This is a genomic window from Paractinoplanes lichenicola, assembly GCF_016785085.1.
In the GTDB taxonomy this organism is placed as follows: domain Bacteria; phylum Actinomycetota; class Actinomycetes; order Mycobacteriales; family Micromonosporaceae; genus Actinoplanes; species Actinoplanes lichenicola.
Map to the genome: position 1 here is coordinate 80,631 of NZ_JAENHO010000003.1, position 25,172 is coordinate 105,802.

Genomic DNA, 25,172 nt, shown 5'->3' on the forward strand with positions numbered 1-25,172 from the left:
CGGATCCGGCGTGGTAATCGTCCCCAAGCGCGTCGGCCGATGCGGCGCCGTCCGTGACGCGAAGTGCTCCCCGGTGCCGAGATTGCCGGTCAACGGTGGGAGCCTTGGCTCGCTTCCAGCAACAGGTCCGCACGCCGTTTTGTCCCTGGCGGCGACGTTGCGAGCAGGCCGTCGATTTGTCCAACTCTCGGTTCCCTCGCGCCGCTTCAAGCCCCGCGGCGCTTGATCAGCAGCTGCTCGCCGCGCGCATACCTGCACCGCGGGCGAGGCCGCGCAGCCGTGCCGGCCGAGACATCAGTTCGTTATGTCACCCGGGTCGGCCAAAAGGATCACCGGAGCAGCCATCCCAAACCCCCACCCGCCCTGGGGAGAAGGAAGGACAGTAGCGCTTGTCAAGCGGGCGCCCTGAGTTATTCACAGGGTGGTGAGTACCTTATCGGGCATGGTGGATCTCGTGATCGCCGTTGTGGCGGTGGTTGTGCTGGTCGGGGTGGCGGTTGTGCTGGTGCGGCGCGATCGGCTCGGGCGGGGTGCGATCGGGGCGGCGTTGGCCGTGGCTGTGGTGGCGGCGGGCACGTTCGCGGTCACGTTGTATCGCAGTCAGACCGGGGACGATCCGGTGGAGCCGGCTGCCTTGCCGAGGATCATCGGGTCGTCGGCGCCGGCGGAGCAGGGGTTTGGCACGGCGGTGCTCAAGGTTGAGGCGCCGATGAGTACGGAGTCGAAGTATCCGCAGGCGGCGTTGTGGCTGGCGCCGCCGCGAGCGGGCACGGATCCGTACACGGGTGATGTCTCGCTGTTGTGTGCGACGCCGGGCAAGGATGAGAAGGTGCAGAACTGCACTGGGGCCGACGCGCGGGTGTGGAGTGCGGAGCCGCTCGAGGGGCGGGCCACGATCGGGGCGGCGACCGGTGATCCGTTCGCCGACCCGGGTGCGTGCGAGGAGAGTAACGGCGTCAAGTATCAGGACGGGTATCTCGAGCTGGCCGCGGGCAAGGGGTACTGCCTGCACAAGGAGGCAGGGACGGTCGCCCTGCGGGTTCCGTCGTTCCCGGCCGAGAAGCCGCTCCCGGCCCGGATCGACGTCGAGATGTCGGTGCTGAAGGGCTAGCGGTTCCACGTCCAGGCGTAGGCGGTGTCTTCGACGGCCAGGGCTGGGTCGCAGAGGTCCAACGGGCGGAACGTGTCGACCATGACGGCGAGCTCGTCGAAGGCTTCGGCGCCCAGGGCCCGTTCGACCGCGCCAGGCTGGGGGCCGTGGGTGAAGCCGGACGGGTGCAGTGAGATCGAGCCTTGTTCGATGCCGGAGCCGCGGCGGGCCTCGTAGTTGCCGCCGGTGTAGAACATCATCTCGTCCGAGTCGACGTTGTGGTGGTTGTACGGCACGGGGATGGCCAGCGGGTGGTAGTCGACCTTGCGCGGCACGAACGAGCAGACCACGAAGTTGGGGCCTTCGAACGTCTGGTGCACGGGCGGCGGCTGGTGCACCCGGCCAGTGATCGGCTCGAAGTCGTGGATCGAGAACGCCCACGGGTAGAGGCAGCCGTCCCAGCCGACCACGTCGAACGGGTGGTGGGCGTACACGTGCCGGGTCCACCCGGCCCGATGCTTGACCAGCACCTCGACGTCGGTCTCGTCGACCAGCAGCGGCGATGACGGGCCGCGCAGGTCGCGCTCGCAGTAGGGCGCGTGCTCGAGGAACTGACCGCGTACGGAGAGGTAGCGCTTGGGCGGTCCGATGTGGCCGTTGGCCTCGATCGTCAGCAGGCGCGCGGGGCCGTTGAGCGGCACGATCCGGTGCACGACCGAGGTCGGGATGATCACGTAGTCGCCCGAGCCGGCCTCGAGCGTGCCGAACGTGGTCTCGACGGCGACCCGGCCGTCCTCGACGTAGAGCAGCTCGTCGCCGACGGCGTCGCGATAGAGCGGCGAGGGCCGGTCGGCGATCGCGTAGCCGATGCGCACGTCGTCGTTGGCCATCAGCGGGTGGCGGCCGAGCACCGCGTCCGCCGGGCCGGCGTCGAGTTTGTGGGTGCGCAGATGGCGTGGCTTGAGCGGCAGGTTGGGTGAGCGCCGGGCCGGGGGCGCCTCGTGGATGTCGGCCGAGACGATCGCGGTCGGCGCGTGGCGGTGGTAGAGCAGCGAGGAGTCGGACGAGAAACCTTCCTGTCCCATCAGCTCCTCGGCGTACAGGCCGCCGTCGGGTCGCCGGAACTGAGTGTGCCGCTTGTGGGGCACCTCGCCGACGCTGCGGTAGTAGGGCATCGTTGCCTCACTTGAAATCAGACATCTTGGACGTGGTTGTCCGCTTCTGGAAGCGTCTATTAGGTTCGGATTCGTGTCAACGCTGGTGCCTCCGCTCTTCGCCGGGCTGGTGGACGATGCCTCGTTGTTGCCGCCGAGCCCCACCGGCGTCGCCGAGGCCGTCGCCAAGCACGACGAGCACCGTGCGGGCTGGTTCGCCGGCCTGCTCGGGCCCCTGCTCATGCCCGCCTCGCTGATCGGCGCCGACCTGCGCGCCCATGACCTGCCGGTGGCCCTGGTCGGCGACGTGAGCGTGAGCGCCGTGCCGGTCGCCGTGGAGAAGCTGCGGGCGGCCGGGGGTCGCGTGCAGCATCTGGAGGCCGCGGTCGCCCGCCGCGGCGAGGATCCGCAGCCCGGGCTGGCCGATCTGCGTGTGCTGGCGCAGGGTGACGAAAAGCTCCGGGTGTACGCCGAGATCCCGCTGAGCTGGGGTTTGCTGGCCGCGCTGGACACGGTCGCCCAGGCCCGGGCGGACGGGCTGGCCCTGGCCCCCAAGTTCCGGGTCGGCGGGCTCGCGGCCGAGCTGTTCCCGACACCGGTCGAGCTGGCCGCCGTGCTCTGCGCCTGCCGCGACCGTGAGCTGCCGTTCCGCCTGGCCGCGGGGCTGCGGCACGCCATCCGGCACACCGATCCCGAGACCGGCTTCACCCATCACGGCTTCCTCAACGTGCTGACCGCCTCGATCAGCGCGCAGGACGGCGGCGAGGTCGCCGAGGTGGCCGAGGTGCTGGCCGCGACCCATCCGGTGCCGCTGGTCGAGGCCTGCCGGGCCCGCCGGGCCGAACCGCGGCCACTGTTCGCCGGTTTCGGGGCAGCCAACGTCGTCGAGCCGCTCACCGAGTTGGTGCGGCTGGGCCTGATCAACGGTGGGTACGAGTGAGCGACGGTTTCGGGCCGGACAATCTGCCGTACGGGGTGTTCTCCCTGCCTCGCGGCGAGCGGCGTCTCGGCGTACGGCTGGGAACTGGTGTTGTTGATCTGACGGCGCTCGGCGGGCGACTGGCCGCAGGATCGCTCAACCCGCTGATGGCGGCCGGGCGTCGGGAGTGGACGGCCGCGCGTGAGGCAGTGGTGGCGCACGTGGCGTCGGGACCGCCGGTGATCCCGCTGCGCGATGTGACCCTGCACCTGCCGTTCGAGGTGGCCGACTACACCGATTTCTATTCGTCGGAGCATCACGCGCTCAACGTCTCGGCGATCCTGCGCCCCGACGCGCCCGGCCTGTCGCCGCAGTGGAAGCACCTGCCGATCGGCTATCACGGCCGGTCGGCGACGGTGGTCGTGTCGGGCACCCCGATCGTGCGGCCGACCGGTCAGCTGGCCGAGGGCGTGTTCGGGCCGACCCGGCGGCTCGACGTCGAGGCCGAGGTCGGGTTCGTGGTCGGCACCCCGGGCCGGCGGATCACCACCACGGAGTTCGCCGAGCACGTCTTCGGGGTCACGCTGGTCAACGACTGGTCGGCCCGTGACCTGCAGGCCTGGGAGTATCGCCCGCTCGGCCCGTTCCTGGCCAAGTCGTTCGCCACGTCGGTGTCGCCGTGGGTGGTGCCGCTCGACGCGCTGGCCACCGTCCCGCCCGGCCCGCAAGATCCGGAACCGCTCGGCTATCTGCGCCCGGCCGGGCCCGCGTACGACCTGCGGCTGACCGTCGAGTGGAACGACACCCTGGTCAGCACGCCGCCCTTCGCCTCGATGTATTGGACCGCGGCCCAGCAGCTGGCCCATCTGACCAGCAACGGAGCCTCCGTACGGACGGGTGACCTCTACGCCTCGGGCACGGTCTCGGGACCCGTACGGGATCAGGTGGGCTCGTTCCTCGAACTGACCCGCAACGGGGCGGAACCGGTCAAGCTGGCCGACGGCACGCTGCGCGGCTTCCTCGAGAACGGCGACCGGGTGCGGATCGGCGGCACGGCCCGCTCGACGGCCGGGACGGAGATCTCGCTGGGCTCAGTTTCCGGCACGATCGTGGCCTGACATTTGTCGTACCGTGTACGCGGAGGTGACGCTATGTCAACGGTCGTGGTGACCCGCCTGATCGACGCGCCGGTCGCGGCGGTGTGGCAGGTGTTCACCGATCTGCATCGGCGCCGCGAGTGGCTCACCGCCGTCACCCGGGTCGAGGTGCGCAGCCCCGGGCCGTTCGACGCGGGCACGGTGTGGCGCGAGACCCGCGGCATGGCCGACGGCGGCGAGGTCACCGAGGAGTTCCGGGTGCGCGAATGCGAGGTGCCCGAGCGTTTCGTCGTCACCTCGCCCGGCATCGGCGCCGACTATCGCATGACATATTCCTTCGTTCCGGTCATCTCAGGCCGGCATCGCGGCGGCACGATGGTGACCGTAAAACAGGAAGGTGCGCCCACCGCGCCCGCGGGTCGGATCCTCGCGCTGATCTTCGGCGGGCTCGCCGCCGAGACCGCCGAGGGGGCCCTGCGCCGCGACCTCGACGATCTGGCCGCGGTCGCCTGACATAGGCTGCCCGGGTGTCCCGGGTGCTGCTGCGATCTCTGGCGGCGCTCGTGCTGACCGCCGCGGCCGGTCTGATCGGCTGGCGGGTGCTGGCCCCGGCCGAGGTGCTGTCTACGGCGGCCACGCCCAATCCCGCGTCCTCGGTTTCGGCCGCCCAGGTCACCGGCCGTACGAACATGGCCCCGCTGATCGTGGACGAGAGCATGCGCGTCTACGCCGGCAAGCGGCAGGTGCGCGCGGACGGGCCGGTCGACGCGAAAAGCGTGAACACCGCACGGTGGTCGCTGCGGCGCTGGCCCGCGCAGGTGTCGGGAGTCGTGGCGGCGGGGCCGACGGTGATCAGCCGCTGGTCCGACGGGGTGCTGATCGCGGTCGACGGGCGTACGGGGAAGGAACTTTGGCGCGTCGCCACGGGGCTGCCCGCGCCGGAGTATGCGGGACACCGGACCGGCGCGGCGACCGTGTGGGCGCCGGTCGGGCTGCGGGTCACGGGCGATGTGGTGGTGGTCGACGGCGTCGCGTACGGCGTGAGTGATGGCACCTCGCGTCCGGTGCCGGTGGCTTCCCCGTCCGCCGGGGCAGCTACTCCGGTCGACGGAACATTGCTGGGGCTGTCCCGTGGCCGCCCGGTCGTGCTGACTGCGGCTCGGCACTTACGGGTGATGAGCCCGGACGGCCGCGTGATGTCGGAATTCCCGCTGGCTGTCGGAACCGAGAAGCTGACCTGGAAACCGGGGCTGTGGCAGGTCACCGACGACTGGGTGGCGATCGAGCGCCTGACCGGGGACGGGCCGGCCGACCCGGAGGCGCCCGAGCACTACTTCACCACCGACACGGTGATCATCGCTTCGCTCAAGTGAAACGGGGCGCCGCGTCGCCGATCGCCTGGTCGAGGATTTCCAGGCCCAGATCCAGTTCCTCGACCGTGGAAGTCAGGGCGGGCGCGATCCGGAACACCCCGCCCATGCCGGGCAGCTGCACCACGTTCATGTGCAGGCCGAGCTCCAGGCAACGCTGGGTGACGGCCGCCCCCAGCTCGTCGGCGGGCTGCTTGGTGTCGCGATCGAGCACCAATTCCAAACCGACAAGCAGACCCCTTCCCCGTACGTCTCCAATCACGGTGTGCCGCCCAGCGAGCTCCCGCAGGCCGTCGGCGAGGTGCGCGCCCAGCTCACGGGCCCGGTGGTCGAGCTTGTCGGCCTCGAGCACGTCGAGCACCGTGTTGCCGACCGCGGCCACCAGCGGGTCGGACACGTGCGTGGTGAAGAACAAAAAGCCCCGCTCGTGCGCCGTCTGCTCGATCGCAGGGCTGGTCACGATCGCGGCCAGGGGCAGCCCGGCACCGAGGGTCTTGCTCAGCGTCAGGATGTCGGGGGTGACGCCGTCGCGCTGGAACGCGTACCAGTCGCCGGTCCTGCACAGACCGGTCTGTGCCTCGTCGAGGATGAGCAACCCGCCGCGCTCGTGCACCTTGTCGCGCAGCACGGCCAGGTAGCCCGGCGGCAGGTCGAGCACGCCGCCCGAACTCAGGATCGGCTCGACGATGCAGGCGGCCAGGCTGCCCACCGACTGCGCGTCGAACAGCTCGAACGAGAAGTCCAGCTGCCGCCGCCAGTCCAGCTCGCCCTCGGGTCCGGTGAAGTCCGGGCGGTACGCGTTCGGCGTCGGGATGGCGAAGTTGCCGGGCGACGCCGGACCGTACCCCTTGCGGCCCGAGCTGTAGGTGGCGTTCGCGGCCGCCTGCGTCATGCCGTGCCACGAGCGGGCGAACGAGATGACCTCGTGCCGGCCGGTCACCAGCTTGGCCATCCGGATCGCGGCCTCGTTGGACTCGGCCCCCGTGGTCAGCAGCAGCACCTTGCTCAGCGGCTCGGGCAGCGACTCGGCCAGGCGACGAGCCAGCTCGACCACCGGGCGGCTGAGCATGCCGCTGAACAGATGATCAAGGGTGGCGGCCTGGCGCTGCACGGTGGCCACCACGGCCGGGTGCGAGTGGCCGAGGATCGCGCTCATCTGCCCCGACGTGAAGTCGAGCAGGCGACGACCGTCGGCGGTGAACACGAAGCTGCCCTCGGCACGCTCGATGATCTCGGGGACGAAGCGCCCCGCGCCGGAGTAGCGGACCAGGTGACGTTCGGCGTCGGACCAGAAGGAATCAGCCATGACTTCGACGCTAAGGGCCTCGACTTGTGCCGGTCCATCTCAGTTTTCCGCCGTCGCTGTTAAGTAAAGTCGCACAATGACGCTCAATCCGTGGCGCTTGCGGTTGCTGGCCGACCTGGCCACGTACGGGACCGTGCGCGCGGTCGCCCAGCGCGGCAACCACAGCCCGTCGGCGGTGTCGCAGCAGCTGGCCACGCTCGAACGAGAAACCCGTACGGCCCTGCTCGAACGCACTGGCCGCCGGGTGCGCCTGACCGCGGCCGGGGTGCTGCTGGCCGGCCGGGCCCGCGAGATCCTGGCCGCGATGGACGCCGCCGAGGTCGCCCTGCGCGGCCTGACCCTCGAACCGGCCGGCGTTGTCAGGCTGGGCGCCTTCCAGAGCGCGCTGCCCGGCCTGGCGTCGCAGGCCGTGACCTCCCTGGCGGCCCGCCACCCCGACGTGACCGTCGTGCTGCTGGAGATGGAGCCGCACGTGAGCATGCCGGCCCTGCGCCGCGACGAGGTCGACGTCATCATCACGACCACCGACTTCGCCGGGGCCGAGCTCGACCCGTCGATCGACCTGGTGGCGCTGGCCGAGGACGAGGTGGTGCTCGTGCTGCCGGTCGGGCATCCGCTGGCCGCCCTGGAAGCCGTCGACCTGGAAGCCTGCGCCGACCAACGATGGACGTTCGACGTGGCCGGCTCGTACATGTCGGAACTGGCCACCCGCCTGTGCCGCGAGGCAGGCTTCGAGCCGTCGGTGATTTGCCGGTTCAACAACTACATGCTCGCCCTGCAAACACGTGGAGCGCGGCCACTCGATCACGATGCTGCCGGGGTTGGCCGTGGACTCGCGCTATGAGGTAGTCACGCGCCCGTTGGCACCAGCAGTGAAGCGCCGAATCACCGCGGCGGCCCGGCGCCCGTCCACGCCACGACCGGAGATCACGGCCGTGTTGACGACCCTACGTAGTCATTGAATTCGCCATCGCCCCTGGTGCACCGCTAGCCGGGGGGAGGGCTGACGAACGAGCCTCGGCCGGGCACCGTGTAGACCAGTCCGCGGTCGCGTAGTTCGGCAATCGCGTGGCGCGCAGTGGCACGAGCCGAGTCCCGCCTGACAGCTTGACCCCGGCGTCCTCACCGACGTCGGGGCCAGTGGTATCTCTACGACTGACTATCGCCACCCTTGACCTCGCCCTGGCTCCCGCCCGGATAACGGATAGGACTTCAGCGCCGACATCTCGACGTCGATCCGGGCCGGGAATTCGCGCCCGGCATCGGTAGTGGTCAGGGGCCGATCCACAACGCCAGCCAACCAGCAATCATGCTGCTGAGACTGACAGTCAGCGAAAGGATGTCGAACCCTCGGGGCCGACTCGGCTCTCCCGCAACGCGCCCGCGAGGCAGCCCGGCCGAGGCTGCCGATTGGATCCGTCGGTTTGGGTCCCGATAGCGCCCCGCCGCGCGATCACGATCGCGGCCAACGATTCTGCCGAAGCGATCGAACCGATGGAAACCGCATCCGATCAGCCATCCGTTGCCGATCAAGCGGCATGCTCGTCGTTCGCGCGTGAAACCGCCACACCGGAACGGGGCGATCAGTGCGAGGTAAGGGACGAATAGGCCGAGAGCGACGAACGCCGCCAGCCTCCGCTCATCGGAGAACCAGAAGAGTGCGCTCAGCAAGACCAGGGCGATGCCAACGGTCGCTCGCTCTCCCGCCCCGGATGACCGCCGATGACCCATAGGCGAACGCTAAAGCGCTCCTCGCTGTAACGGAACCGTCTCTTTAGGTAGCTGCCCGATTCTTGCTGATTGGCGACTGGGTTGCCGCGTGTGCATAAGTGTCCACAAGAGAAGGTCGTTGTCCGGTGTATCTCGTGGGCGCTGCGGCGGCGGGTTACTTGGTCAGGTGAGCTGGGGCAGCAGGGCGGACCAGGCGTTTTCGGCGGCGCCGGCGATTGGGCCGTCGGGGCCCAGGGCGGCGGCGACCAGCGGGGGCGGGGATTTGCGGCGGATGGCCATCAGGCCCGACTGGTAGGCCGAGTGCAGTTCGGCGGGGGCGGCTGTCAGCAGGTCGGCGGCGATGCTGCCCAGGGTGACCAGGTCGGCGTCCACGCCGTTGACCAGGCCTGCGAGGCCCCGGCCGAGGGCGGCGGCGATCACCCCTACGGCGGCGCGCTCGTCGGGGCCGGTGGCGGCGATGATTTTGCGGGCGTAGGTGACCGGGTCGCGTGGTGGGGGCTGGCCCAGGAAGCGGGCCAGGGCAGTGCCGTCGACGGCGGTGCCCCAGCAGCCGCGGGCGCCGCACGGGCAGATTACTGCGGGGTCGCCGAAGGGCATGTGGCCGAATTCGCCGCTGGCTCCGGTGGCGCCGATCAGCAGGTGGCCCTGGTTGACGATCGCGCCGCCCAGGCCGCCCTCGATGCGGACGTGCAGGGCCACCGAGGCGCCGGTGGCCGCGCCTCGGGCCGATTCGGCGGCGGCGGCCAGGCTGGCGTCGTTGCCGGCCACGAAGACAGCCGGGCCGGAGGGGGCCAGCCGGGCGGCAGGAGAGGCAGGCGCACCGGCAGCGGACGAAGAGGCGGGGGCGGACGAAGAGGCGGGGGCGGACGAAGAAGCGGCGGCGGACAAAGAGGCGGGGGCGGGGGAGAGGGCGGCGGTGGGCCAGAGGGTGGTCAGGTCTACGTTGTGCCAGCCCAGGTTGCTGGCGTCCAGGCGGAGGCCGGGGGCGACGGTGCCGGGGAGCGAGACGCCCATGGCGCGCAGGCGACCCCCGTACGTCTGCTGGAAGCGGCCGACTGCGGCAGTGACCGCCGTGGTGACCTCGGGCCACGTGGTGCCGGCGTGGGGGGCCGTGAGTGAGGCCAGGGTGTGGCCGCCCAGTTCGACCACGTCGATGCGCCAAGACTCGTGGGTGATTTCGGCGGCCAGCACGAGTGGGCCCGCGGGGTGTGGCACCAGCACGGTCGTCGGGCGGCCCCGGGTGCCGCTGGGGGCGGCGGGGGCTTCGGCCAGCAACGTGGCCTGGGAGAGGCGGGCGACGAGCTCGGTGGTGGCGCCGGTGCCGATGCCGAGTTGGCGGGCGGCGTCGGCCCGGGTGATGCCGGGGTGGGTGTGGGCCACCCGGAGCAGCTCGGTTAAGCGCGTCGTCACAGTCGTCTCCCTTCTTTTGCTCTGATCAAGAGCTTATTCTGCGGAGGTGCAGATGAACCGCCCGGCCCTGGCCGCTCTCGGCGCCTCCGCGTTCTTCTATGTGACCGCGGAGACTATTCCCGTCGGGCTGCTGCCCGAGATCGCCACCGGGCTCGACGTGGCCGAAGCCGACGTCGGGCTGCTGCTCACCAGCTACGCCGTCGTGGCGGGGGTCAGCACGATCCCGCTGACCGCGCTGACCATGCGGGTGGCGCGGCACAAGCTGATCGCGATCACCATGGCGATCTTCGTGGTGTCGCAGGCCGCGGCCACGTTCGCGCCGACCTTCGAGGTTCTGGCCGGGGCTCGGCTGATCTGCGCGCTGGCCCACGGCGTCTTCTGGTCGGTGATCGGGCCGGTCACGGCACGGCTGGCGCCGCCGGGGCAGGCGGGCCGGGCGACGGCGCTGGTCTTCGTGGGCAACTCGCTGGCCATCGTGCTCGGCGTGCCGCTGGGCACGGCGCTGGGTCAGTGGCTGGGCTGGCGGGCGGCGATCGGCGCGGTGACCATCGGCGGCGCGATCTGCGTGCTCGTGCTGCTGCGGGTGCTGCCCAAGCTGGCGCCGCGGCCGCACGACCTCGAGACGCGCCCGGCCGAGCAGCTGCGGGCCGCGGTCGCCATCGTGCGCAATCCCCAGGTCGCGCTGCTCTGCCTGATCACCGCGGTGCTGGTGATCGGGCACTTCGCGGCCTACACGTACATCGCTCCGCTGGTGCGCCGGGATGCCGGGCTCGAGGGCGCGGGGCTCAGCCTGCTGCTGCTGGGCTATGGCGCGGCCGGGCTGATCACCAACTTCGCCGTGGGCCGGCACGTCGACCGGCGGCCGGGGACCGTGCTGGTCGCCCTGCTCAGCGTGCTGGCCGTCGCGGCCGGGCTGCTCGCGCCGGTGCTGGGGCTGGTGCCGACCGTGATCGTCACGCTGCTGTGGGGTGGCGCGTTCACGGCCATCCCGGTGATCCTGGCCGCCGGGCCGCTGCGGATCGCACCGCGGGCCCGGGACGCGGCCTCGGCCCTCTATGTGGTGGCGTTCCAGATCGGGATCGGCGGCGGCGCCCTGCTCGGCGAGCGGATGGTGCGGGCCGGTCAGCTGGGCGTGCTGCCGCTGGTGACCGCCGGGCTGGCCGTCGCCGCCGTGGTGCTGGTGCTCACGGCCGGGCGCCGGGTCTTCCCCGCCCGCCTGAGCGAGGAAGACCACCACCGAACCGAGGCGCAACTGGTGAGCTAGCTCTTGAGGGCCACTTCGGCCGCGGCCAGGAAGGCATCGTTCTCGTCGGGCGTGCCGATGGTCACCCGTACGCCGTCACCCTGGAACGGCCGCACGATGACCCCCCGCGACTCGCAGACCTGGGCGAAAGCGACCGACCCGGCCCCCAGCGGCAGCCACACGAAGTTGGCCTGGCTGCTCGGCACCCCGGCCCCCAGCGCGCGCAACGCCTCGGTGACCCGATCGCGCTCGGCCACCACCAGCGCGCACCGCCGGCGGACCTCCTCCTCCTGGGCCAGGGCGGCGATCGCCGCGGCCTGGGCGACCAGGCTGGTCGAGAACGGGGTGAGCACCTTGCGGATCGCCGCCGCGACCTCGGGCTGGGCCACCAGATAACCCATCCGCAGGCCGGCCAGCCCCCACGCCTTGCTCATGGTGCGCAGCACGAGCACGTTGGGCCGGTCGCCGTAGGTGGCCACCCCGTCGGGCACGTCGGGGTCGGTCACCAGTTCCCGGTACGCCTCGTCGAGCACGATCAGCACGTCGGAGGGCACCGCGGCGACGAACCGGTCGAGGTCGGCCTTGCGCACGCTCGTGCCGGTCGGGTTGTTCGGGTTGCAGACGATCACCAGCCGGGTCCGGTCGGTGATCGCGTCGGCCATCGCCTGCAGGTCGTGCTCGTGGTCGCCGGTGTTGGGCACCCGCACGCTGGTCGCCGAGGCCCCGGCCGCGATGATCGGGTACGCCTCGAACGAGCGCCACGCGTAGACGATCTCGTCGCCCGGCAGGCAGGTCGCCTTGACCAGGATCTCGGCCAGCGCGACCGAGCCGCAGCCGGTGACGATCCGCTCGGCGGCCACGCCCAGCTTGGCGGCCAGCGCGTCCCGCAGCGCCACCGCGCCCATGTCGGGGTAGCGGTGCGAGGTGAGCATCGCGTCGGCCACCGCCTCGGCCACCCCGGGCAGCGGCCCGTACGGGACCTCGTTGCTGGCCAGCTTGATCGCCTCGGCGATGCCCAGCTCGCGGGTCAGGTCGGCCAGGTTGCGACCGGGCACGTACGCGGGCAGGGAATCCAGGTCAGCGCGGGTGAGGCGGGAAGACACAGTCTTAAGTCCTGTCTTGGGCGGCGGGCGGGGTGGTCGGACTGGCTTCCGTGTGGGAGCCGTTGCCGCCACTTCCGGCGGTGGCGTCGACCGGTTGACGATCGTCGGGCGGCAGCGCGATCACGACCGTACGGGCTGTCTTGTCGTGGAACGCCTGGCGCAACTGCTGGTCGAAGACCGGCGAGATGCAGTCGATCAGCTGCAGCACGAAGCCGATGCCCGCGCAGCCCCAGGCCGGGGTCCACAGACCGAGGCGGGCCCAGCGGCCGAACGCGCGGCCGAAGCCCAGCGGCTCGGTGTTCTCGACCGCCATGACCTTGATCCGCATGATGCGTTTGCCCAGCGTCTGGCCGGTGCTGCCGATCGACGGGGCCTCATAGACGAGCCACAGCAGGGTGGCCACGATCAGCATGGCCCAGAGCAGGCCGTCCATCCGGCCGGAGCCCTGCACGTCGAAGGCGCTGCCGCCGTTGGCCATCTCGTCCAGGCTGTCGCGATACAGCGGCACGAACTCCTGGATGAACTGGTAGAAGAAGTATCCGTTGACCACGACGTTGAGCAGCAGCACGGCGAGGATGTCGAGCAGCCGGGCGACCAGGCGCGGGCCCAGCCCGGCCAGCGCGTAACCGTGCGGGCGGGCCTGCACCGGCGGGAACATGCCGGCGCGCATGCCCGGGGGCATCTGCTCCCAGCCCGGCGGGGGCTGCCATCCCGGCGGCGGCTGCCAGCCGGGCGGGGGCGGCGGCTGCGGACCCCAGCCCGGGGGCGGAGCCGGCTGCGCGGCGGGTGGCGCGGGCGTGACCGGGGCCGGCGTGACCGGCGTGGGCGGGGCCGACACGGGCGGGGCCGGGGCCGGGGGCGGCTCCTCCTCGACCGGTGGCGGCCCGTCCGGCGGCACCGCGTCGGCCGGGATGGCCTTGCCCAGCCACCCCTCACCGTCCCAGTAACGCTGGGTGTCGGGGTCGGCCGGGTCCTTGTACCAACCGGCAGGCAGCGAGCTCATGGAGAAACCTTAACGACCACGGTGCGGGCGAATTTGTCGTGCAGGGTCTGCTGGTACGGCTTGTCCTGGAGTTGCCACAATCCGTCGACCCAGCTGAAGAGCGGCACGAACATACCGCCGATGTATTCGACGAAGTAGCGCTTGGCCGCCATCCCCCGGGTCAGGCGCAGGGCGGGGTCGAGCGGGACGACCCGGATCTTCATCGCCTTCTTGCCCAGCGTCTGGCCCGTACGGTGCATGTATTCGACCGCGTAGAAGTAGTAAAGCAGGACCATCGCGACGAAAAGCCCCACCTCGAGCAGCAGGACCGGCACGAAGTAGTCGGTGAGCACCTCGTCGAAGTCGGGCTGAGGATCGTACGGGCCCGGGAATTCGATCTGAGTGAACACGACGAGGAAGCCCGGGATGAACAGGACGAAACCGACCGCCGAGAGCAGCGCCATGTCGATCATGTAAGCCAGCAGCCGCTGTGTGAACTCGGCGAGCGGCACCCCCGCCGGGCTCAGCGGCGGGGGTGGCGGAGGGGAAGGCCAAGGGACGGTCACGCGACCAGTGTCACAGATTGCCGCGCAGCTCCTGCTCCCGCTCGATCGCCTCGAACAGCGCCTTGAAGTTGCCCTTGCCGAAGCCGAGGGAGCCGTGCCGCTCGATCAGCTCGAAGAACACGGTCGGCCGGTCCTGCACGGGCGCGGTGAAGATCTGCAGCAGGTAGCCGTCCTCGTCCCGGTCGACCAGGATCTTGCGGCGCTGCAGCTCCTCGATCGGCACGCGCACGTTGCCGATCCGGGCCCGCAGCTCGGGGTCCTCGTAGTAGGAGTCGGGGGTGTCGAGGAACTGCACGCCGGCCGCGCGCATGGCGTCGACGCTGGCCAGGATGTCGTTGGTGGCCACGGCGACGTGCTGGGCGCCCGGCCCGCCGTAGAACTCGAGGTATTCGTCGATCTGCGACTTGCGCTGCGAGACGGCCGGCTCGTTGAGCGGGAACTTGACCTTGCGGGTGCCGTCCGCGACGACCTTGGACATCAGCGCCGAGTAGTCGGTCGCGATGTCGTCGCCGATGAACTCGGCCATGTTCGTGAAGCCCATGACGCGGCGGTAGAACTCGACCCACTCGTCCATCCGGCCCAGCTCGACGTTGCCGACCACGTGGTCGACGGCCTGGAAGAAGCGCTTGGGCTGCAGGCCGGCGGCGATCGCGGGCTGCCGGTCGACGATCGGCTCGCGGGTCACGAAACCGGGCAGGAACGGGCCGTCGTATCCGGACCGGTCGACGAGGGAGTGCAGAGTGTCCCCGTACGTCGCAATGGTCGCGATGCGTACGGTGCCGTGCTCGTCCTTGAGGTCGTGAGGCTCGGTCACGCCGCGGGCGCCGGCCGACACGGCGTGCGCGTACGCCTTGTCGACGTCGGGCACCTCGATCGCGATGTCCTGGATGCCGTCGCCGTGCTTGGTCACGTGGTCGGCGCCCGGCGCCCCGGCGTGCACCGCCCCGACCAGCACGAACCGGGCGCCCCCGCTGACGAGGACGTATTCGGCGTGGTCGCGATAGCCCTGCTCGGGCCCGCGGTAGGCCACGCAGGTCATGCCGAAGGCCGTGGAGTAGAAGTGGGCCGCCTGCTTCGCGTTGCCCACGAGGAACTTGAGGTGATCGACGCCCTTGACGGGAAAGACGTCGTCGGTGCGGGACAGGTTTTCCATCGTCTGCGTCATTGACCGAGGTTGTCGCAGCTCACAGGCCGTTTCAACCCCTGTTCGCGCGGCTGCGCAAGCTGCCCGCCCGCTCTCGTGCCGATCAGGGCGGCGGGTGCAATTTGCACAATGCCGGGGGCTCCCTGCCTGATATTTCCGGCAAATGCTGTCGACACGGGCGAATCAAGATCCTTCGTCCGGGTGATTGACCTCGTTAGCGTGTCGCGCATGGCGTCGGGTGGCAGCCCCTGGAAGGGGTACGCGCTGGTCGCGATCGTGATCGTGATCGTGCTGGCCACCACCGGCGTGTGGAACCCGTGGCCCCAGGTGTGGAGCTGGGTCAACACGAGCGAGCCGATCGCCGGCAACGCGGCCCGCTGGCAGGCCCGGATCGGCGGCAGCCCGCAGAGCGTCTCGATCGTCGGGGACGCCGTGGTGGTCGAATATCGCACGTCGGTCGAGGCGTACGGGCTGACCGCCGGGATCAAGCTCTGGGACAGCGACGCCGACTGGGCCGCGGTGTCGGGCGACGGCAACGACGCGGTGGTCGCCACCGGCCGCCTGCTGACCAAGGGCTACCAGGTGCTCGACCCCCGCAGCGGCGCCCAGCTGCGCGCCGACACCGAGGCCACCGCCGTCTGGACCTACCGCAACGGCCTGCTCGACCTGCACTGCGCCAAGGGCGGCGACTGCCGGTTGACGGCCTGGTCGCCGCGCGGCACCAAGCCGCTCTGGACCGTCGACACGGGCGGGATCGGATTCGTGCTCAACGCGGCCAATCCCGACCTGCCGGACACCCGCCAGCTCACCGCCAACCGGGTCGACGACGACGTGGCCCGCCCCCGGCTGATGCCCAGCCTGATCGGGCTGCCCGACGACGGCAAGACCCGGGTCATCGACACCGCCACCGGCCGGGTGGTGCAGATCGCGCAGCCGGCGTCCGACCAGCGGATCGCGATCGCCGGCGGACGGGTCCTGACCGTCACCGGCGTGGCCCGCGACGGCACCTGCTACTACGGCGTGGTGGCGACCGACCCGCCGTCGTCGGCGCCGGTGTGGCAGCGAGAGGGGCTCAACCTGCGTACGGCCGACAACGGCTCCGATTGCAAGCAGGAACACGACCCCGCGGGTGGCGAGGACGTGGTGCTCGGCGTCGACCCGACCGGCCGCGAGGAGTTGCTGGCGGGGCACGACGGGCGCGTGTTGTGGCGCGGGGCGCGCGACGAGAAGGTGCTCTCGGTCAACGACAGCTTCGGCGTGATCCGCAGCGCCGACTCCCGGACGATCCGCGGCCACAACCTGGGCCGGGGCAAGACTGCCTGGTCACGGCCCGCGGGGGAGGACGTGGGGGCGGCCCTGACCCCGTACGCGGTGATCCTCACCAGCCGCAAGCCCGACCGGGTCGTGGCCGTCGCGCCGGGCAGCGGCCGGGTGCTGGCCGACGTGCGTACGGATGCCGAGGTCTTCGCCGTCGGACCGAGCGGTTTGATAGCCGTATCGGGCCGGGATATGGCCTATCTCCCGTTTGCTTGACCGAACTGGTATGTGCACAGGGCCGTAGCGGTTCGCACATGCCGGGACCGCTGTCCTAGGCTTTCCGCTCATGAGCAGAGGCGCCGCATTCTCGTACTCGCCGCTGTTGCCGCTGGGCGACGACCAGACCGAGTACCGACTGGTCACGGACGAGGGCGTGGACGTGGTGCACGGCCCGGGCGGGCGGCGGTTCCTGACCGTCGAGCCGGGCGTGATGACCCAGCTCACCGCCGAGGCGATGCACGACATCGCGCACTACCTGCGCCCGGCCCACCTGACCCAGCTGCGCGCGATCATCGACGACCCCAAGGCGTCGCCCAACGACCGGTTCGTGGCGCTCGACCTGCTGCGCAACGCGAACATCGCGGCTGGCGGGGTGCTGCCCATGTGCCAGGACACCGGCACCGCGATCGTGATGGGCAAGCGCGGGCGGCACGTGCTCACCGACGGCACCGACGAAGAGGCCATCGCCCAGGGCGTCTATCAGGCGTACACCCGACTCAACCTGCGCTATTCGCAGCTCGCGCCGCTGACCATGTGGGACGAGCGCAACACCGGCTCCAACCTGCCGGCCCAGATCGAGCTCTACGCGGAGGACCCGGGCGGCGCCCCCGACGCGTATAAGTTCCTTTTCATGGCCAAGGGCGGCGGCTCGGCCAACAAGTCGTACCTCTATCAGGAGACCAAGGCGCTGCTCAACCCGGCGCGCATGATGGAGTTCCTCGACGAGAAGCTGCGGCTGATCGGCACGTCGGCCTGCCCGCCGTATCACCTGGCCGTGGTCATCGGCGGCACCAGCGCGGAGTACGCGCTCAAGACGGCCAAGCTGGCCAGCGCGAAATATCTCGACAACCTGCCCCGGCACGGCACGATGTCGGCCCACGGCTTCCGCGACGTCGAGCTGGAGGCGGCCGTCCTCGAGCTGACCCGCGACTTCGGCATCGGCGCCCAGTTCGGCGGTCGTTACTTCTGCCACGACGTACGGGTCGTCCGGCTGCCCCGGCACGGCGCGTCCTGCCCGGTCGCGATCGCCGTCTCGTGCTCGGCCGACCGCCAGGCCCTGGCCAAGATCACCCCGTCCGGCGTGTGGCTGGAGCGGCTCGAGACCGACCCGGCGCGCTACCTGCCCGAGGTCGACCTCGGCGGCGAGCCGGTCGTGCGGGTCGACCTCAACCGCCCGATGGCCGAGATCCGCGCCGAGCTGTCGAAATACCCGGTCAAGACCCGCCTGTCGCTGACCGGCCCGCTGGTCGTGGCGCGCGACATCGCCCATGCCAAGATCGCCGAGCGGCTGGACGCGGGCGAGCCGATGCCGCAATACATGCGCGACCACGCGGTCTACTACGCCGGCCCGGCCAAGACCCCCGAGGGCTACGCGTCCGGCTCGTTCGGCCCCACCACGGCGGGCCGCATGGACTCGTACGTCGAGCGCTTCCAGGCGGCCGGCGGCTCGCTGGTCATGCTGGCCAAGGGCAACCGCTCGGGCCAGGTCACCCAGGCCTGCAACTCGTACGGGGGCTTCTATCTCGGCTCGATCGGCGGCCCGGCGGCCCGGCTCGCGCAGGACTGCATCCGCCACGTCGAGGTGCTCGAATACCCCGAGCTCGGCATGGAGGCGGTCTGGAAGATCGAGGTGGAGGACTTCCCGGCCTTCATCGTCGTCGACGACAAGGGCAACGACTTCTTCGCCGACGTCACCCGCCCCAACCCCCTGCTCCGCATCGGCGCCCGCCCCTGAGTGCTAGGCGGCGCAGTAGCCGGCGACCGGGCTCAGCCACTCCTTGAGCTGGTTCTCGATCGTGCTGTTGAGCTTGGGCAGCGTGGTCACCGTCTTGACGAAGCCCTTGTTGGCCGCGCTGGCCTCGATCTTGGCCGCGGACGTCATGCCGGCCGCCTTGAACTCGGGGTTCTGCGCGGCCGCGGTGTCCTTGCGGATCTTGGCGGCCACCTGCTTGAGCTCGGTCGTCGCGGCGGCCTCGGCCTTGGTGATCTCGGCCTGCTGCTTCGCCTCGCGATAGGTGATCAGCTTGCCCATCGCGGTGCCGAAGTCGCGCAGCTCGACGGTGTAGAGCGTCTGCAGCTTCGCGCACACGGCCTTGGTGTTGGCCGTGTAGTCGGGCGCGGCGCTGCTCGGGGCGGTGCTGGGCGAGGTGGTGACCGGGGCGGCCCCGGTGCTGTCCGCGTCGCTGTCGCTGTCGCAGGCGACGCCGGTCAGCAGGACGCCGGCGGCGAGCACGGCCAGGAGGGCGCGTCGCATGGGGGTTCCTTAGGTCGGGGGACGGAAAACGCTCGCCCGACGGTACGTTCCCCCCCGCCATATCGTCCAACCGCTACGAACAGCCCGCCCGCGCGCGGCACGCGGACGGGCTGCACGTCCCCCGTAGTCACGTCCCCCGCAAGACGCTGGCCGCCGCACCGTGCTGGGGCGATGAAAGAAATGTCATCCACGGCGCGGCGGCGTGGGTCCCAGCCTGGCCGATCGCGCTGTTGTTCCGCTGTCGTTCCGCTCTCGTCACGTCGGGTAGTGTCGATGGGTCCGGAACGGGGGCTGGCATGCGCTATCGCGTTCTCGGGCCACTGTCCGTCGTCGTGGACGGACGGAACGTAGCCATCACGGCGGGCCGTGATCGCATCGTGCTGGCCATGCTTCTCTTGCACGCGGGTCGCGTGCTGGGCGTCGGCGCCCTGGCCGACGCGGTGTGGGGCGCCGACCCGCCGGCCACCGCGAAGGGCCAGCTGCAGACCTGCGTGTCCCGGTTGCGGCGCCTGTTGCCCGGCGGCGCGATCCGCAGCGACCCCGCGGGCTATTGCCTGACCCCCGGTCCCGGCGAGCTCGACGTCGCCGAGTTCACCTGGCTGGCCGACCAGGCCCGGCGGCGGCAGGACGCGGGGCTCTATCGGCGGGCGCTCGACCTGTGGCGCGGGGACGCCGCCGCGGGCATCGACAGCCACGGCGTACGGCTGGCCGCCGACGTCCTCGATCAGCAGCACATCGCCGTGCTGGAGGACTGGGCCGAGCTCGAACTGGCCGCCGGGCATGACCGTGACCTGGTCGGCGCCCTGTTCACCGCGGTCGACCGGTTTCCGCTGCAGGAACGGCTGAGCGGTCAGCTGATGCGCGCGCTGCACCGCTCGGGCCGGCCCGCCGACGCGCTGGCCGAATATCGCCGGGTCCGGTCGGCGCTGCGCGAGGAGCTGGGCCTCGACCCCGGCCGCGACCTGCAGGAGCTGCACACGTCGATGCTCACCGGGGCCGCCCCCGCTCCGCCCGGTCAAGGCCCGATCAGATGCCTTCCCCGTACGGTCGGCGACTTCACCGGACGCGACGAGGTGGTGCGGCGGCTCGTCGGGGCGATCGACGCGGCCGGTGACGCGGGCCCGGTGATCGCCGTGATCGACGGCATGGCGGGCAGCGGCAAGACGACCCTCGCACTGCACGTGGCCACCCTGCTCGGCGATCGCTATCCCGACGCGCACCTCTTCGTCGACCTGCGCGGGCACCACGCCGAGCAGCCGCTCGACCCGGCCGCGGCCCTGCTCGTGCTGCTGCGTCAGCTCGGCGTGGGCAGCGAGCGCATCCCGCCCGGGCTGGTCGACCGGGTCGGCCTGTGGCGCACCGAGCTGGCCCGGCGGCGGGCGCTCGTGCTCTTCGACAACGCCGCCACCAGCGCACAGCTGGCCGACCTGATGCCCACCGGCCCCGGCAGCCTGGCCCTGGTCACCAGCCGCCGCCGGCTGCTCGGCCTCGACAGCGTGCACCCCGAGTCGCTGGCCGTGCTCGACCCGGCCGAGGCGGTCGAGCTGCTGACCCGGATCGCGGGCGACCGGGTGCGGGCCGAGCCGGCGGCTGCGGCCGAGGTGGCGCGCCGATGCGGCGGGCTGCCCCTGGCGTTGCGGCTGGCCGGCGCGCGGCTGGCGCACCGGCCGCGCTGGCGGGTCGCCGATCTCGTGCAGCGGCTGGGCGAGTCGGCCCTGCCCGAGCTCGAGGCCGAGGACAGGTCGGTGGTCAGCGCCTTCGCGGTGTCCTACCGGCAGCTGCCGGAGGGCGTCCGGCGCGTGTTCCGCCTGCTCGGGCTGTGCCCGGCCGGCGACTTCGACGAGCTCACGGCGGCCGCGCTGACCGGGCTCGCGCTGTCCGCGGCCCGGGACGCGCTCGACGACCTGGTCGACGTGCACCTGGTCGACGAGCCCGAGCCGGGCGTCTATCGGCTGCACGACCTGCTGCGCGAATACGCGGCCGCGCTGGCCTCGGAACTGGCCCCCGAGGCCCGGGCCGACGCGCTGGGCGCCCTGCTCGACCTGCAGTTGCAGGCCGCGGCGGCGAGCAACCTGCCCGCGTACCGGTCGGCGGTCGAACGTGACGTCGGCCGGCTGGTGCCGCTGCGGCCCGACCTGCTCGCGGCGGTGGCCGACCCGGTGGCGCGACTGGAACGGGAACGGCCGCACCTGCGCGCCTATGTGGAGGCCGCCGCGACCACGCCCGGACTGGCCCGCTACGCCTGGCAGCTGCCCCGGGCGGCCTGGCGCCTGCTGTTCCAGCGCGGCTACCTCGACGATGTGTACGCCATGAACGAGCGGGCCCTGGTCATGCTGCGGGAGGTCGGCGACCGCCAAGCCACGGCCACCGTGCTCAACTACCTCGCCTCGGTGCACTATCGCCGGTCCCAGCTGGACGAGGCGGCGCGGCTGATCGGGGAGTGCGTCGCGATCCGCCGGACGCTGCCGGACCGGGACGCGCTGGGCCGGGCCCTGGCCAACATGGCCGCCCTGCAGCACGAACTCGGCCGCTGGACGGAATGCATCGAGATCGCCTTCGAGGTGCGCCGGATCGGGGCCGCCCGCTACGGCCGGGACGAGATCAACGTGCTGGCCAACGTGTTCCAGCACCAGGGCCGCTATCACGAGGCGCTGCGCTATCACCGGTTGCGGCTGCTGCAACAGCTCGAGATCGGGGACCGTACGCGGATCGCCGACACCCTGCTCAACCTCGCGGTGATCAAACATGCGATCGGCGCGGTCGGCTTGGCCACGGCCCGCCGGCAGGCGTGGGTGGCGCTGCGGCTCGTCCAGCGGGCGGGGTATCCGCACGGCGAGGCCAACGCGCAGCACGAACTGGCCCTGCTGCTGGCCGCCGAGGGACGCCGGGACGAGGCGATCGCCGTGCACCGGCGGGCCCTCGAGATCGTCGAGCGGCTCAACGACCAGGAGCAGGAGTCGCGGCTCTGCCTCGGGTTCGGCCGGACCCTGCGGCAGGCCGGGGACGGCGAGGCCGCGCGAGCGATGCTGCGCCGGGCGCTGCGGGTGGCCGAACGGTCCCGCATGCCGTATCCGCTGGCCCTGGCCCGGGCCGGGCTCGGGCACGACCTGATCGGCGAGGACCCGGCCGAGGCGCGCCGCCTGCTCGGCCTGGCCCGCGGCCCGCTGGCCACCATGCGAGCCCGCCAGCTGGCGGAGGTCGAGGCCGCACTGGCCGCCGTCGGTGAGGTGGTGCGGGCGTGACGGGCCCGGTGGTGCGCTATCGCGTCCTCGGACCGCTCGCGGTCACTGTGGACGGACGCGAGCTGGCCATCACGGCCGGCCGCGATCGCGTCGTGCTGGCCATGCTCCTGCTGCATCCGGGCCGGGTGCTCGGCGTGGGCACGCTGGCTGACGCGGTGTGGGGCGCGGACCCGCCGGCCACCGCGAAGGGCCAGCTGCAGACCTGCGTGTCCCGGCTGCGGCGCTGGCTGCCCGACGGCGCGATCCGCAGCGACCCGGCCGGCTACTGCCTGGTGCCCGGCCCCGGTGAGCTGGACGTCGCCGAGTTCACGCGCCTGCTGACCCGGGCCCGCGAACACCCGGATCCGGACCTCTGCCGGCAGGCGCTGGACCTGTGGCGCGGGGACGCCGCCGCGGGTGTCGACAGCCACGCCGTACGGATGGCGGCCGCGGCCCTCGACAAGCAGCGGGTGGCCGCCGTCGAGACCTGGGCCGAGCTCGAACTGGCGACCGGCCGCGACGACGACCTGATCGGCGAGCTGTCGGCCGCGGTCGACCGGTTCCCGCTGCAGGAGCGCCTGAGCGGCCAGCTGATGCGCGCGCTGTTCCGGGACGGCCGGCAGGCCGACGCGCTCGGCGAGTTCCGCCGCATCCGGGCCGCCCTCAACGACGAGCTGGGCGTCGACCCGAGCCGCGAGCTGCAGGACGTGCACGTCGCCATCCTGACCGGGTCGCTGACCGAGAAGGCGCCACCGGCCGTCGAGGGGCCGGCCCGGATCAGATGCCTTCCCCGTACGGTGGGCGACTTCACCGGTCGCGAGGCGCTGATCGAACGGCTGGTCACGATGGTCGGGACGGCCGGCCCGGGCCCGATCGCGGTGGTCATCGACGGCATGGCCGGCAGCGGCAAGACCACCCTCGCGCTGCACCTCGCGGCCCTGGTCGGCGATCGCCACGCCGACGCGCACCTCTTCGTCGACCTGCGCGGGCACCACGCCGAGCAGCCGCTCGAGCCGTCGGCCGCCCTGCTCGTGCTGCTGCGGCAGCTGGGCGTGCCGGCCGACCGGATCCCGCCCGACCAGGTCGACCGGATCGGCCTCTGGCGCACCGAGCTGGCCCAGCGCCGGGCGCTCGTGCTGTTCGACAACGCCGGGTCCAGCGCGCAGGTCGCCGAGCTGCTGCCGACCGCGCCCGGCAGCCTGGCCCTGATCACCAGCCGGCGGCGGCTGGCCGGGCTCGACGGGGTGCAGCCGGTGTCGTTGCCGGTGCTGGCCGCGGGCGAGGCGGTCGCGCTGCTGGCCCGGATAGCGGGCGACCGGGTGCGGGCCGAACCGGAGGCGGCCACCGAGGTGGCGCGGCGCTGCGGCGGGCTGCCGCTGGCGGTCCGGCTGGCCGGGGCCCGGCTGGCCCACCGGCCGCGCTGGCGGGTCGCCGACCTCGTGCGCCGGCTCGACCGCGAGGCCGCGCTGCCCGAGCTGGCCGCCGAGGAGCGGTCGGTGGCCAGCGCCTTCGCCGTCTCCTACCGGCAGCTCCCGGCGGAGACGCAGCGGGTCTTCCGGCGGCTCGGGGCGTGCCCGGCGGCCCGGTTCGACGCGCTGACCGTGGCCGCGCTGAGCGGTCTGCCGCTGCCCGACGCGCGGGACGCGCTGGACGACCTGGTCGACGTGCACCTGGTCGAGGAGCCCGAACCCGAGGTCTACCGGCTGCACGACCTGCTGCGCGAGTTCGCGGGGGCACTGGCCGGCGAGAACCCGCACGAGCGGACCGAGGCGCTGCGTGCGGCGCTCGACCAGCAGTTGCACGCGGCGGCGGCGACCAACCTGCCCGCGTACCGGGAAGGGCTTGATCGGGACATCGGGTCGCCCGTGCCGCTGCGCCCCGACCTGCTGGCGGCGCTGACCGACCCGGCCGACCGGCTCGAACGCGAGCGGCTCAACCTCGGCCCGTACGTGGACGCCGCGGCCGCCACCCCCGAGCTCGAGCAGTACGCCTGGCAGCTGCCGCGGGCGGCGTGGCGGGTGCTGTTCGTGCGCGCCCACCTCGACGACGTACTCACCCTGCAGACGAAGGCGTGGCGGGTGGCCGAGCGGATCGGCCACGGTCCGACCATCGCGACGACCCTCAACTATCTGGCCTCGGTGCACTACCGGCGCTCCGAGATGGACGAGGCCGCTCGCCTGATGGAACGGTGCATCGCGATCCGCCGGGAGGCGGGCGAGCCGGCCGCGCTCGGGCAGGCCCTGGCCAACCTGGCCGCCGTGCACAGCGAGTCGGGCCGCTGGGCCAAGAGCATCGAGATCGCGCACGAGGTGCGGCGGTTGGGCCGGGGCCGCCGCACGCGCGACGACGCCAACATCATCGCCACCGGCTACGAGCACCTGGGGCGATACACCGAGGCGCTGCGTTACTACCGGCTCCGCCTGATGATGCAGATCGAGGTCGGTGATCCCACCCGGATCGGCGACACGCTGGTCAGCCTGGCGGTGGTCAAATACCGGGCGGGACGGGTGAGCCGGGCCTCCGCCCGGCGCCAGGTGACGGCGGGTCTGCGGATGCAGCAGCGGGCGAGCTACCCGTACGGGGCGGCTCTGGCGGAGAGCAAGCTGGCCGGGTTGAACGCCGAGGACGGGCGGTTCGCCGAGGCCCTCGCGGGCTACCGCCGGGCGATCGAGAAGGCCGACCAGCTGAAGGACCCGGCGCAGACCGCACTCATCCGCGGCGACTACGGCCACGCCCTGCGCCGGGCCGGTGACCCGGTGGCCGCGCGGCAGATGTGCGAGCAGGCGCTGATCCTGGCCCGGCGGAGCCGGCTGCCCTATCCGATCGCGCTGGCCGAGGCGGCGCTCGCCGAATGCCTGGCCCCCGACGACCCACAGGAGGCGCGCCGGCTGCTCGGCCGGGCCCGGGCCGCGCTGGCCGAGCTGGCGGCGGTCGAGCTCCACGACGTCGAGAAGCGGCTGCTCGAGTTGGGTGGCGAGGATCATCTGCGGACCGGCCCGGTCGGAGAGACGATGGAGCGGTGACGACTGACGAGAGCGGTTACCGG

General features: G+C 71.8%; 19 protein-coding genes. 11 read left to right on the forward strand and 8 right to left on the reverse strand.

Annotation, left to right across the window (positions count from 1 at the left end; genetic code table 11):
* Window positions 1-442: 442 nt before the first annotated feature.
* Window positions 443-1,111 (forward strand): hypothetical protein, encoded by a 669-nt coding sequence (locus JKJ07_RS09350; RefSeq protein WP_202990953.1) that lies wholly within the window; start codon window positions 443-445, stop codon window positions 1,109-1,111.
* Here the strand turns inward: JKJ07_RS09350 and JKJ07_RS09355 are convergent.
* Window positions 1,108-2,265, reverse strand: coding sequence for a homogentisate 1,2-dioxygenase (locus JKJ07_RS09355; protein WP_202990955.1), 1,158 nt, complete (start codon window positions 2,263-2,265; stop codon window positions 1,108-1,110). The genes JKJ07_RS09350 and JKJ07_RS09355 overlap by 4 nt on opposite strands.
* A gap of 73 nt (window positions 2,266-2,338) precedes the next feature.
* On the opposite strand from JKJ07_RS09355, the gene JKJ07_RS09360 reads away from it, so the two are divergent.
* Genes JKJ07_RS09360 through JKJ07_RS09375 form a run of 4 tightly spaced genes read left to right on the forward strand, consistent with a single transcriptional unit; the run spans window position 2,339 to window position 5,633 of the window.
* Window positions 2,339-3,184, forward strand: a complete 846-nt coding sequence (locus tag JKJ07_RS09360; protein WP_202990957.1) for a hypothetical protein — start codon at window positions 2,339-2,341, stop codon at window positions 3,182-3,184.
* A complete protein-coding gene (locus JKJ07_RS09365; RefSeq protein WP_202990959.1) occupies window positions 3,181-4,281 on the forward strand; it encodes a fumarylacetoacetate hydrolase family protein in 1,101 nt (366 codons plus the stop codon). The genes JKJ07_RS09360 and JKJ07_RS09365 overlap by 4 nt, the downstream gene beginning before the upstream one ends.
* Window positions 4,282-4,314: 33 nt before the next feature.
* Window positions 4,315-4,773, forward strand: coding sequence for an SRPBCC family protein (locus tag JKJ07_RS09370; protein WP_202990961.1), 459 nt, complete (start codon window positions 4,315-4,317; stop codon window positions 4,771-4,773).
* Between the two features lie 14 nt (window positions 4,774-4,787).
* Window positions 4,788-5,633 (forward strand): PQQ-binding-like beta-propeller repeat protein, encoded by an 846-nt coding sequence (locus tag JKJ07_RS09375; RefSeq protein WP_202990963.1) that lies wholly within the window; start codon window positions 4,788-4,790, stop codon window positions 5,631-5,633.
* On the opposite strand, the gene JKJ07_RS09380 is transcribed toward JKJ07_RS09375, so the two are convergent.
* The gene (locus JKJ07_RS09380) at window positions 5,626-6,936 is read right to left on the reverse strand and encodes an aspartate aminotransferase family protein (RefSeq protein ID WP_202990965.1); all 1,311 of its coding nucleotides are present in this window, start codon (window positions 6,934-6,936) and stop codon (window positions 5,626-5,628) included. The two genes, JKJ07_RS09375 and JKJ07_RS09380, sit on opposite strands and share 8 nt — an antisense overlap.
* A gap of 76 nt (window positions 6,937-7,012) precedes the next feature.
* Here JKJ07_RS09380 and JKJ07_RS09385 point away from each other — a divergent pair, with 76 nt between their 5' ends.
* Entirely contained in the window at window positions 7,013-7,780 is a 768-nt protein-coding gene (locus JKJ07_RS09385) for a LysR family transcriptional regulator (RefSeq protein ID WP_236028689.1), read from the forward strand.
* Between the two features lie 1,049 nt (window positions 7,781-8,829).
* On the opposite strand, the gene JKJ07_RS09390 is transcribed toward JKJ07_RS09385, so the two are convergent.
* A complete protein-coding gene (locus JKJ07_RS09390; RefSeq protein ID WP_307834187.1) occupies window positions 8,830-10,077 on the reverse strand; it encodes an ROK family protein in 1,248 nt (415 codons plus the stop codon).
* Window positions 10,078-10,129: 52 nt separating this feature from the next.
* Between JKJ07_RS09390 and JKJ07_RS09395 the strand changes: the two genes are divergently transcribed.
* Complete coding sequence (locus JKJ07_RS09395; protein ID WP_202991777.1) at window positions 10,130-11,341, forward strand: MFS transporter; 1,212 nt, start codon at window positions 10,130-10,132, stop codon at window positions 11,339-11,341.
* On the opposite strand, the gene hisC is transcribed toward JKJ07_RS09395, so the two are convergent.
* From hisC to hppD, 4 genes are read right to left on the reverse strand one after another with little or no spacing between them, the layout of a single operon-like run.
* The gene (gene hisC / locus JKJ07_RS09400; protein WP_202990967.1) at window positions 11,338-12,423 is read right to left on the reverse strand and encodes a histidinol-phosphate transaminase; all 1,086 of its coding nucleotides are present in this window, start codon (window positions 12,421-12,423) and stop codon (window positions 11,338-11,340) included. The two genes, JKJ07_RS09395 and hisC, sit on opposite strands and share 4 nt — an antisense overlap.
* Before the next feature lie 4 nt (window positions 12,424-12,427).
* A complete protein-coding gene (locus JKJ07_RS09405) occupies window positions 12,428-13,426 on the reverse strand; it encodes an RDD family protein (protein WP_202990969.1) in 999 nt (332 codons plus the stop codon).
* Window positions 13,423-13,971, reverse strand: a complete 549-nt coding sequence (locus JKJ07_RS09410; RefSeq protein WP_307834188.1) for an RDD family protein — start codon at window positions 13,969-13,971, stop codon at window positions 13,423-13,425. Before JKJ07_RS09410 ends, JKJ07_RS09405 begins: the two co-directional genes overlap by 4 nt.
* A 10-nt stretch (window positions 13,972-13,981) precedes the next feature.
* Complete coding sequence (hppD, locus tag JKJ07_RS09415; protein ID WP_202990971.1) at window positions 13,982-15,136, reverse strand: 4-hydroxyphenylpyruvate dioxygenase; 1,155 nt, start codon at window positions 15,134-15,136, stop codon at window positions 13,982-13,984.
* A gap of 180 nt (window positions 15,137-15,316) precedes the next feature.
* On the opposite strand from hppD, the gene JKJ07_RS09420 reads away from it, so the two are divergent.
* Together JKJ07_RS09420 and JKJ07_RS09425 are read left to right on the forward strand one after the other, a co-directional pair.
* A complete protein-coding gene (locus tag JKJ07_RS09420; protein ID WP_307834189.1) occupies window positions 15,317-16,648 on the forward strand; it encodes a PQQ-binding-like beta-propeller repeat protein in 1,332 nt (443 codons plus the stop codon).
* A 70-nt stretch (window positions 16,649-16,718) separates the two neighbouring features.
* Window positions 16,719-18,386, forward strand: coding sequence for a fumarate hydratase (locus tag JKJ07_RS09425; protein WP_202990973.1), 1,668 nt, complete (start codon window positions 16,719-16,721; stop codon window positions 18,384-18,386).
* Window positions 18,387-18,389: 3 nt separating this feature from the next.
* Here the strand turns inward: JKJ07_RS09425 and JKJ07_RS09430 are convergent, their stop codons facing one another.
* The gene (locus tag JKJ07_RS09430; RefSeq protein WP_202990975.1) at window positions 18,390-18,905 is read right to left on the reverse strand and encodes a hypothetical protein; all 516 of its coding nucleotides are present in this window, start codon (window positions 18,903-18,905) and stop codon (window positions 18,390-18,392) included.
* A gap of 296 nt (window positions 18,906-19,201) precedes the next feature.
* Here JKJ07_RS09430 and JKJ07_RS09435 point away from each other — a divergent pair, with 296 nt between their 5' ends.
* Entirely contained in the window at window positions 19,202-22,147 is a 2,946-nt protein-coding gene (locus JKJ07_RS09435; protein WP_498370748.1) for an AfsR/SARP family transcriptional regulator, read from the forward strand.
* Complete coding sequence (locus JKJ07_RS09440; protein WP_202990979.1) at window positions 22,144-25,149, forward strand: AfsR/SARP family transcriptional regulator; 3,006 nt, start codon at window positions 22,144-22,146, stop codon at window positions 25,147-25,149. The genes JKJ07_RS09435 and JKJ07_RS09440 overlap by 4 nt, the downstream gene beginning before the upstream one ends.
* Window positions 25,150-25,172 lie beyond the last annotated feature (23 nt).

What these genes read in the sequence shown, in the direction of transcription:
- JKJ07_RS09350 (WP_202990953.1), top strand. Translation starts at nt 443, where the DNA reads ATGGTGGATCTCGTGATCGCCGTTGTGGCGGTGGTTGTGCTGGTCGGG.
- JKJ07_RS09355 (WP_202990955.1), bottom strand. Translation starts at nt 2,265, where the DNA reads ATGCCCTACTACCGCAGCGTCGGCGAGGTGCCCCACAAGCGGCACACT.
- JKJ07_RS09370 (WP_202990961.1), top strand. Translation starts at nt 4,315, where the DNA reads ATGTCAACGGTCGTGGTGACCCGCCTGATCGACGCGCCGGTCGCGGCG.
- JKJ07_RS09380 (WP_202990965.1), bottom strand. Translation starts at nt 6,936, where the DNA reads ATGGCTGATTCCTTCTGGTCCGACGCCGAACGTCACCTGGTCCGCTAC.
- JKJ07_RS09385 (WP_236028689.1), top strand. Translation starts at nt 7,013, where the DNA reads ATGACGCTCAATCCGTGGCGCTTGCGGTTGCTGGCCGACCTGGCCACG.
- JKJ07_RS09395 (WP_202991777.1), top strand. Translation starts at nt 10,130, where the DNA reads ATGAACCGCCCGGCCCTGGCCGCTCTCGGCGCCTCCGCGTTCTTCTAT.
- JKJ07_RS09405 (WP_202990969.1), bottom strand. Translation starts at nt 13,426, where the DNA reads ATGAGCTCGCTGCCTGCCGGTTGGTACAAGGACCCGGCCGACCCCGAC.
- hppD (WP_202990971.1), bottom strand. Translation starts at nt 15,136, where the DNA reads ATGACGCAGACGATGGAAAACCTGTCCCGCACCGACGACGTCTTTCCC.
- JKJ07_RS09425 (WP_202990973.1), top strand. Translation starts at nt 16,719, where the DNA reads ATGAGCAGAGGCGCCGCATTCTCGTACTCGCCGCTGTTGCCGCTGGGC.
- JKJ07_RS09430 (WP_202990975.1), bottom strand. Translation starts at nt 18,905, where the DNA reads ATGCGACGCGCCCTCCTGGCCGTGCTCGCCGCCGGCGTCCTGCTGACC.
- JKJ07_RS09435 (WP_498370748.1), top strand. Translation starts at nt 19,202, where the DNA reads ATGCGCTATCGCGTTCTCGGGCCACTGTCCGTCGTCGTGGACGGACGG.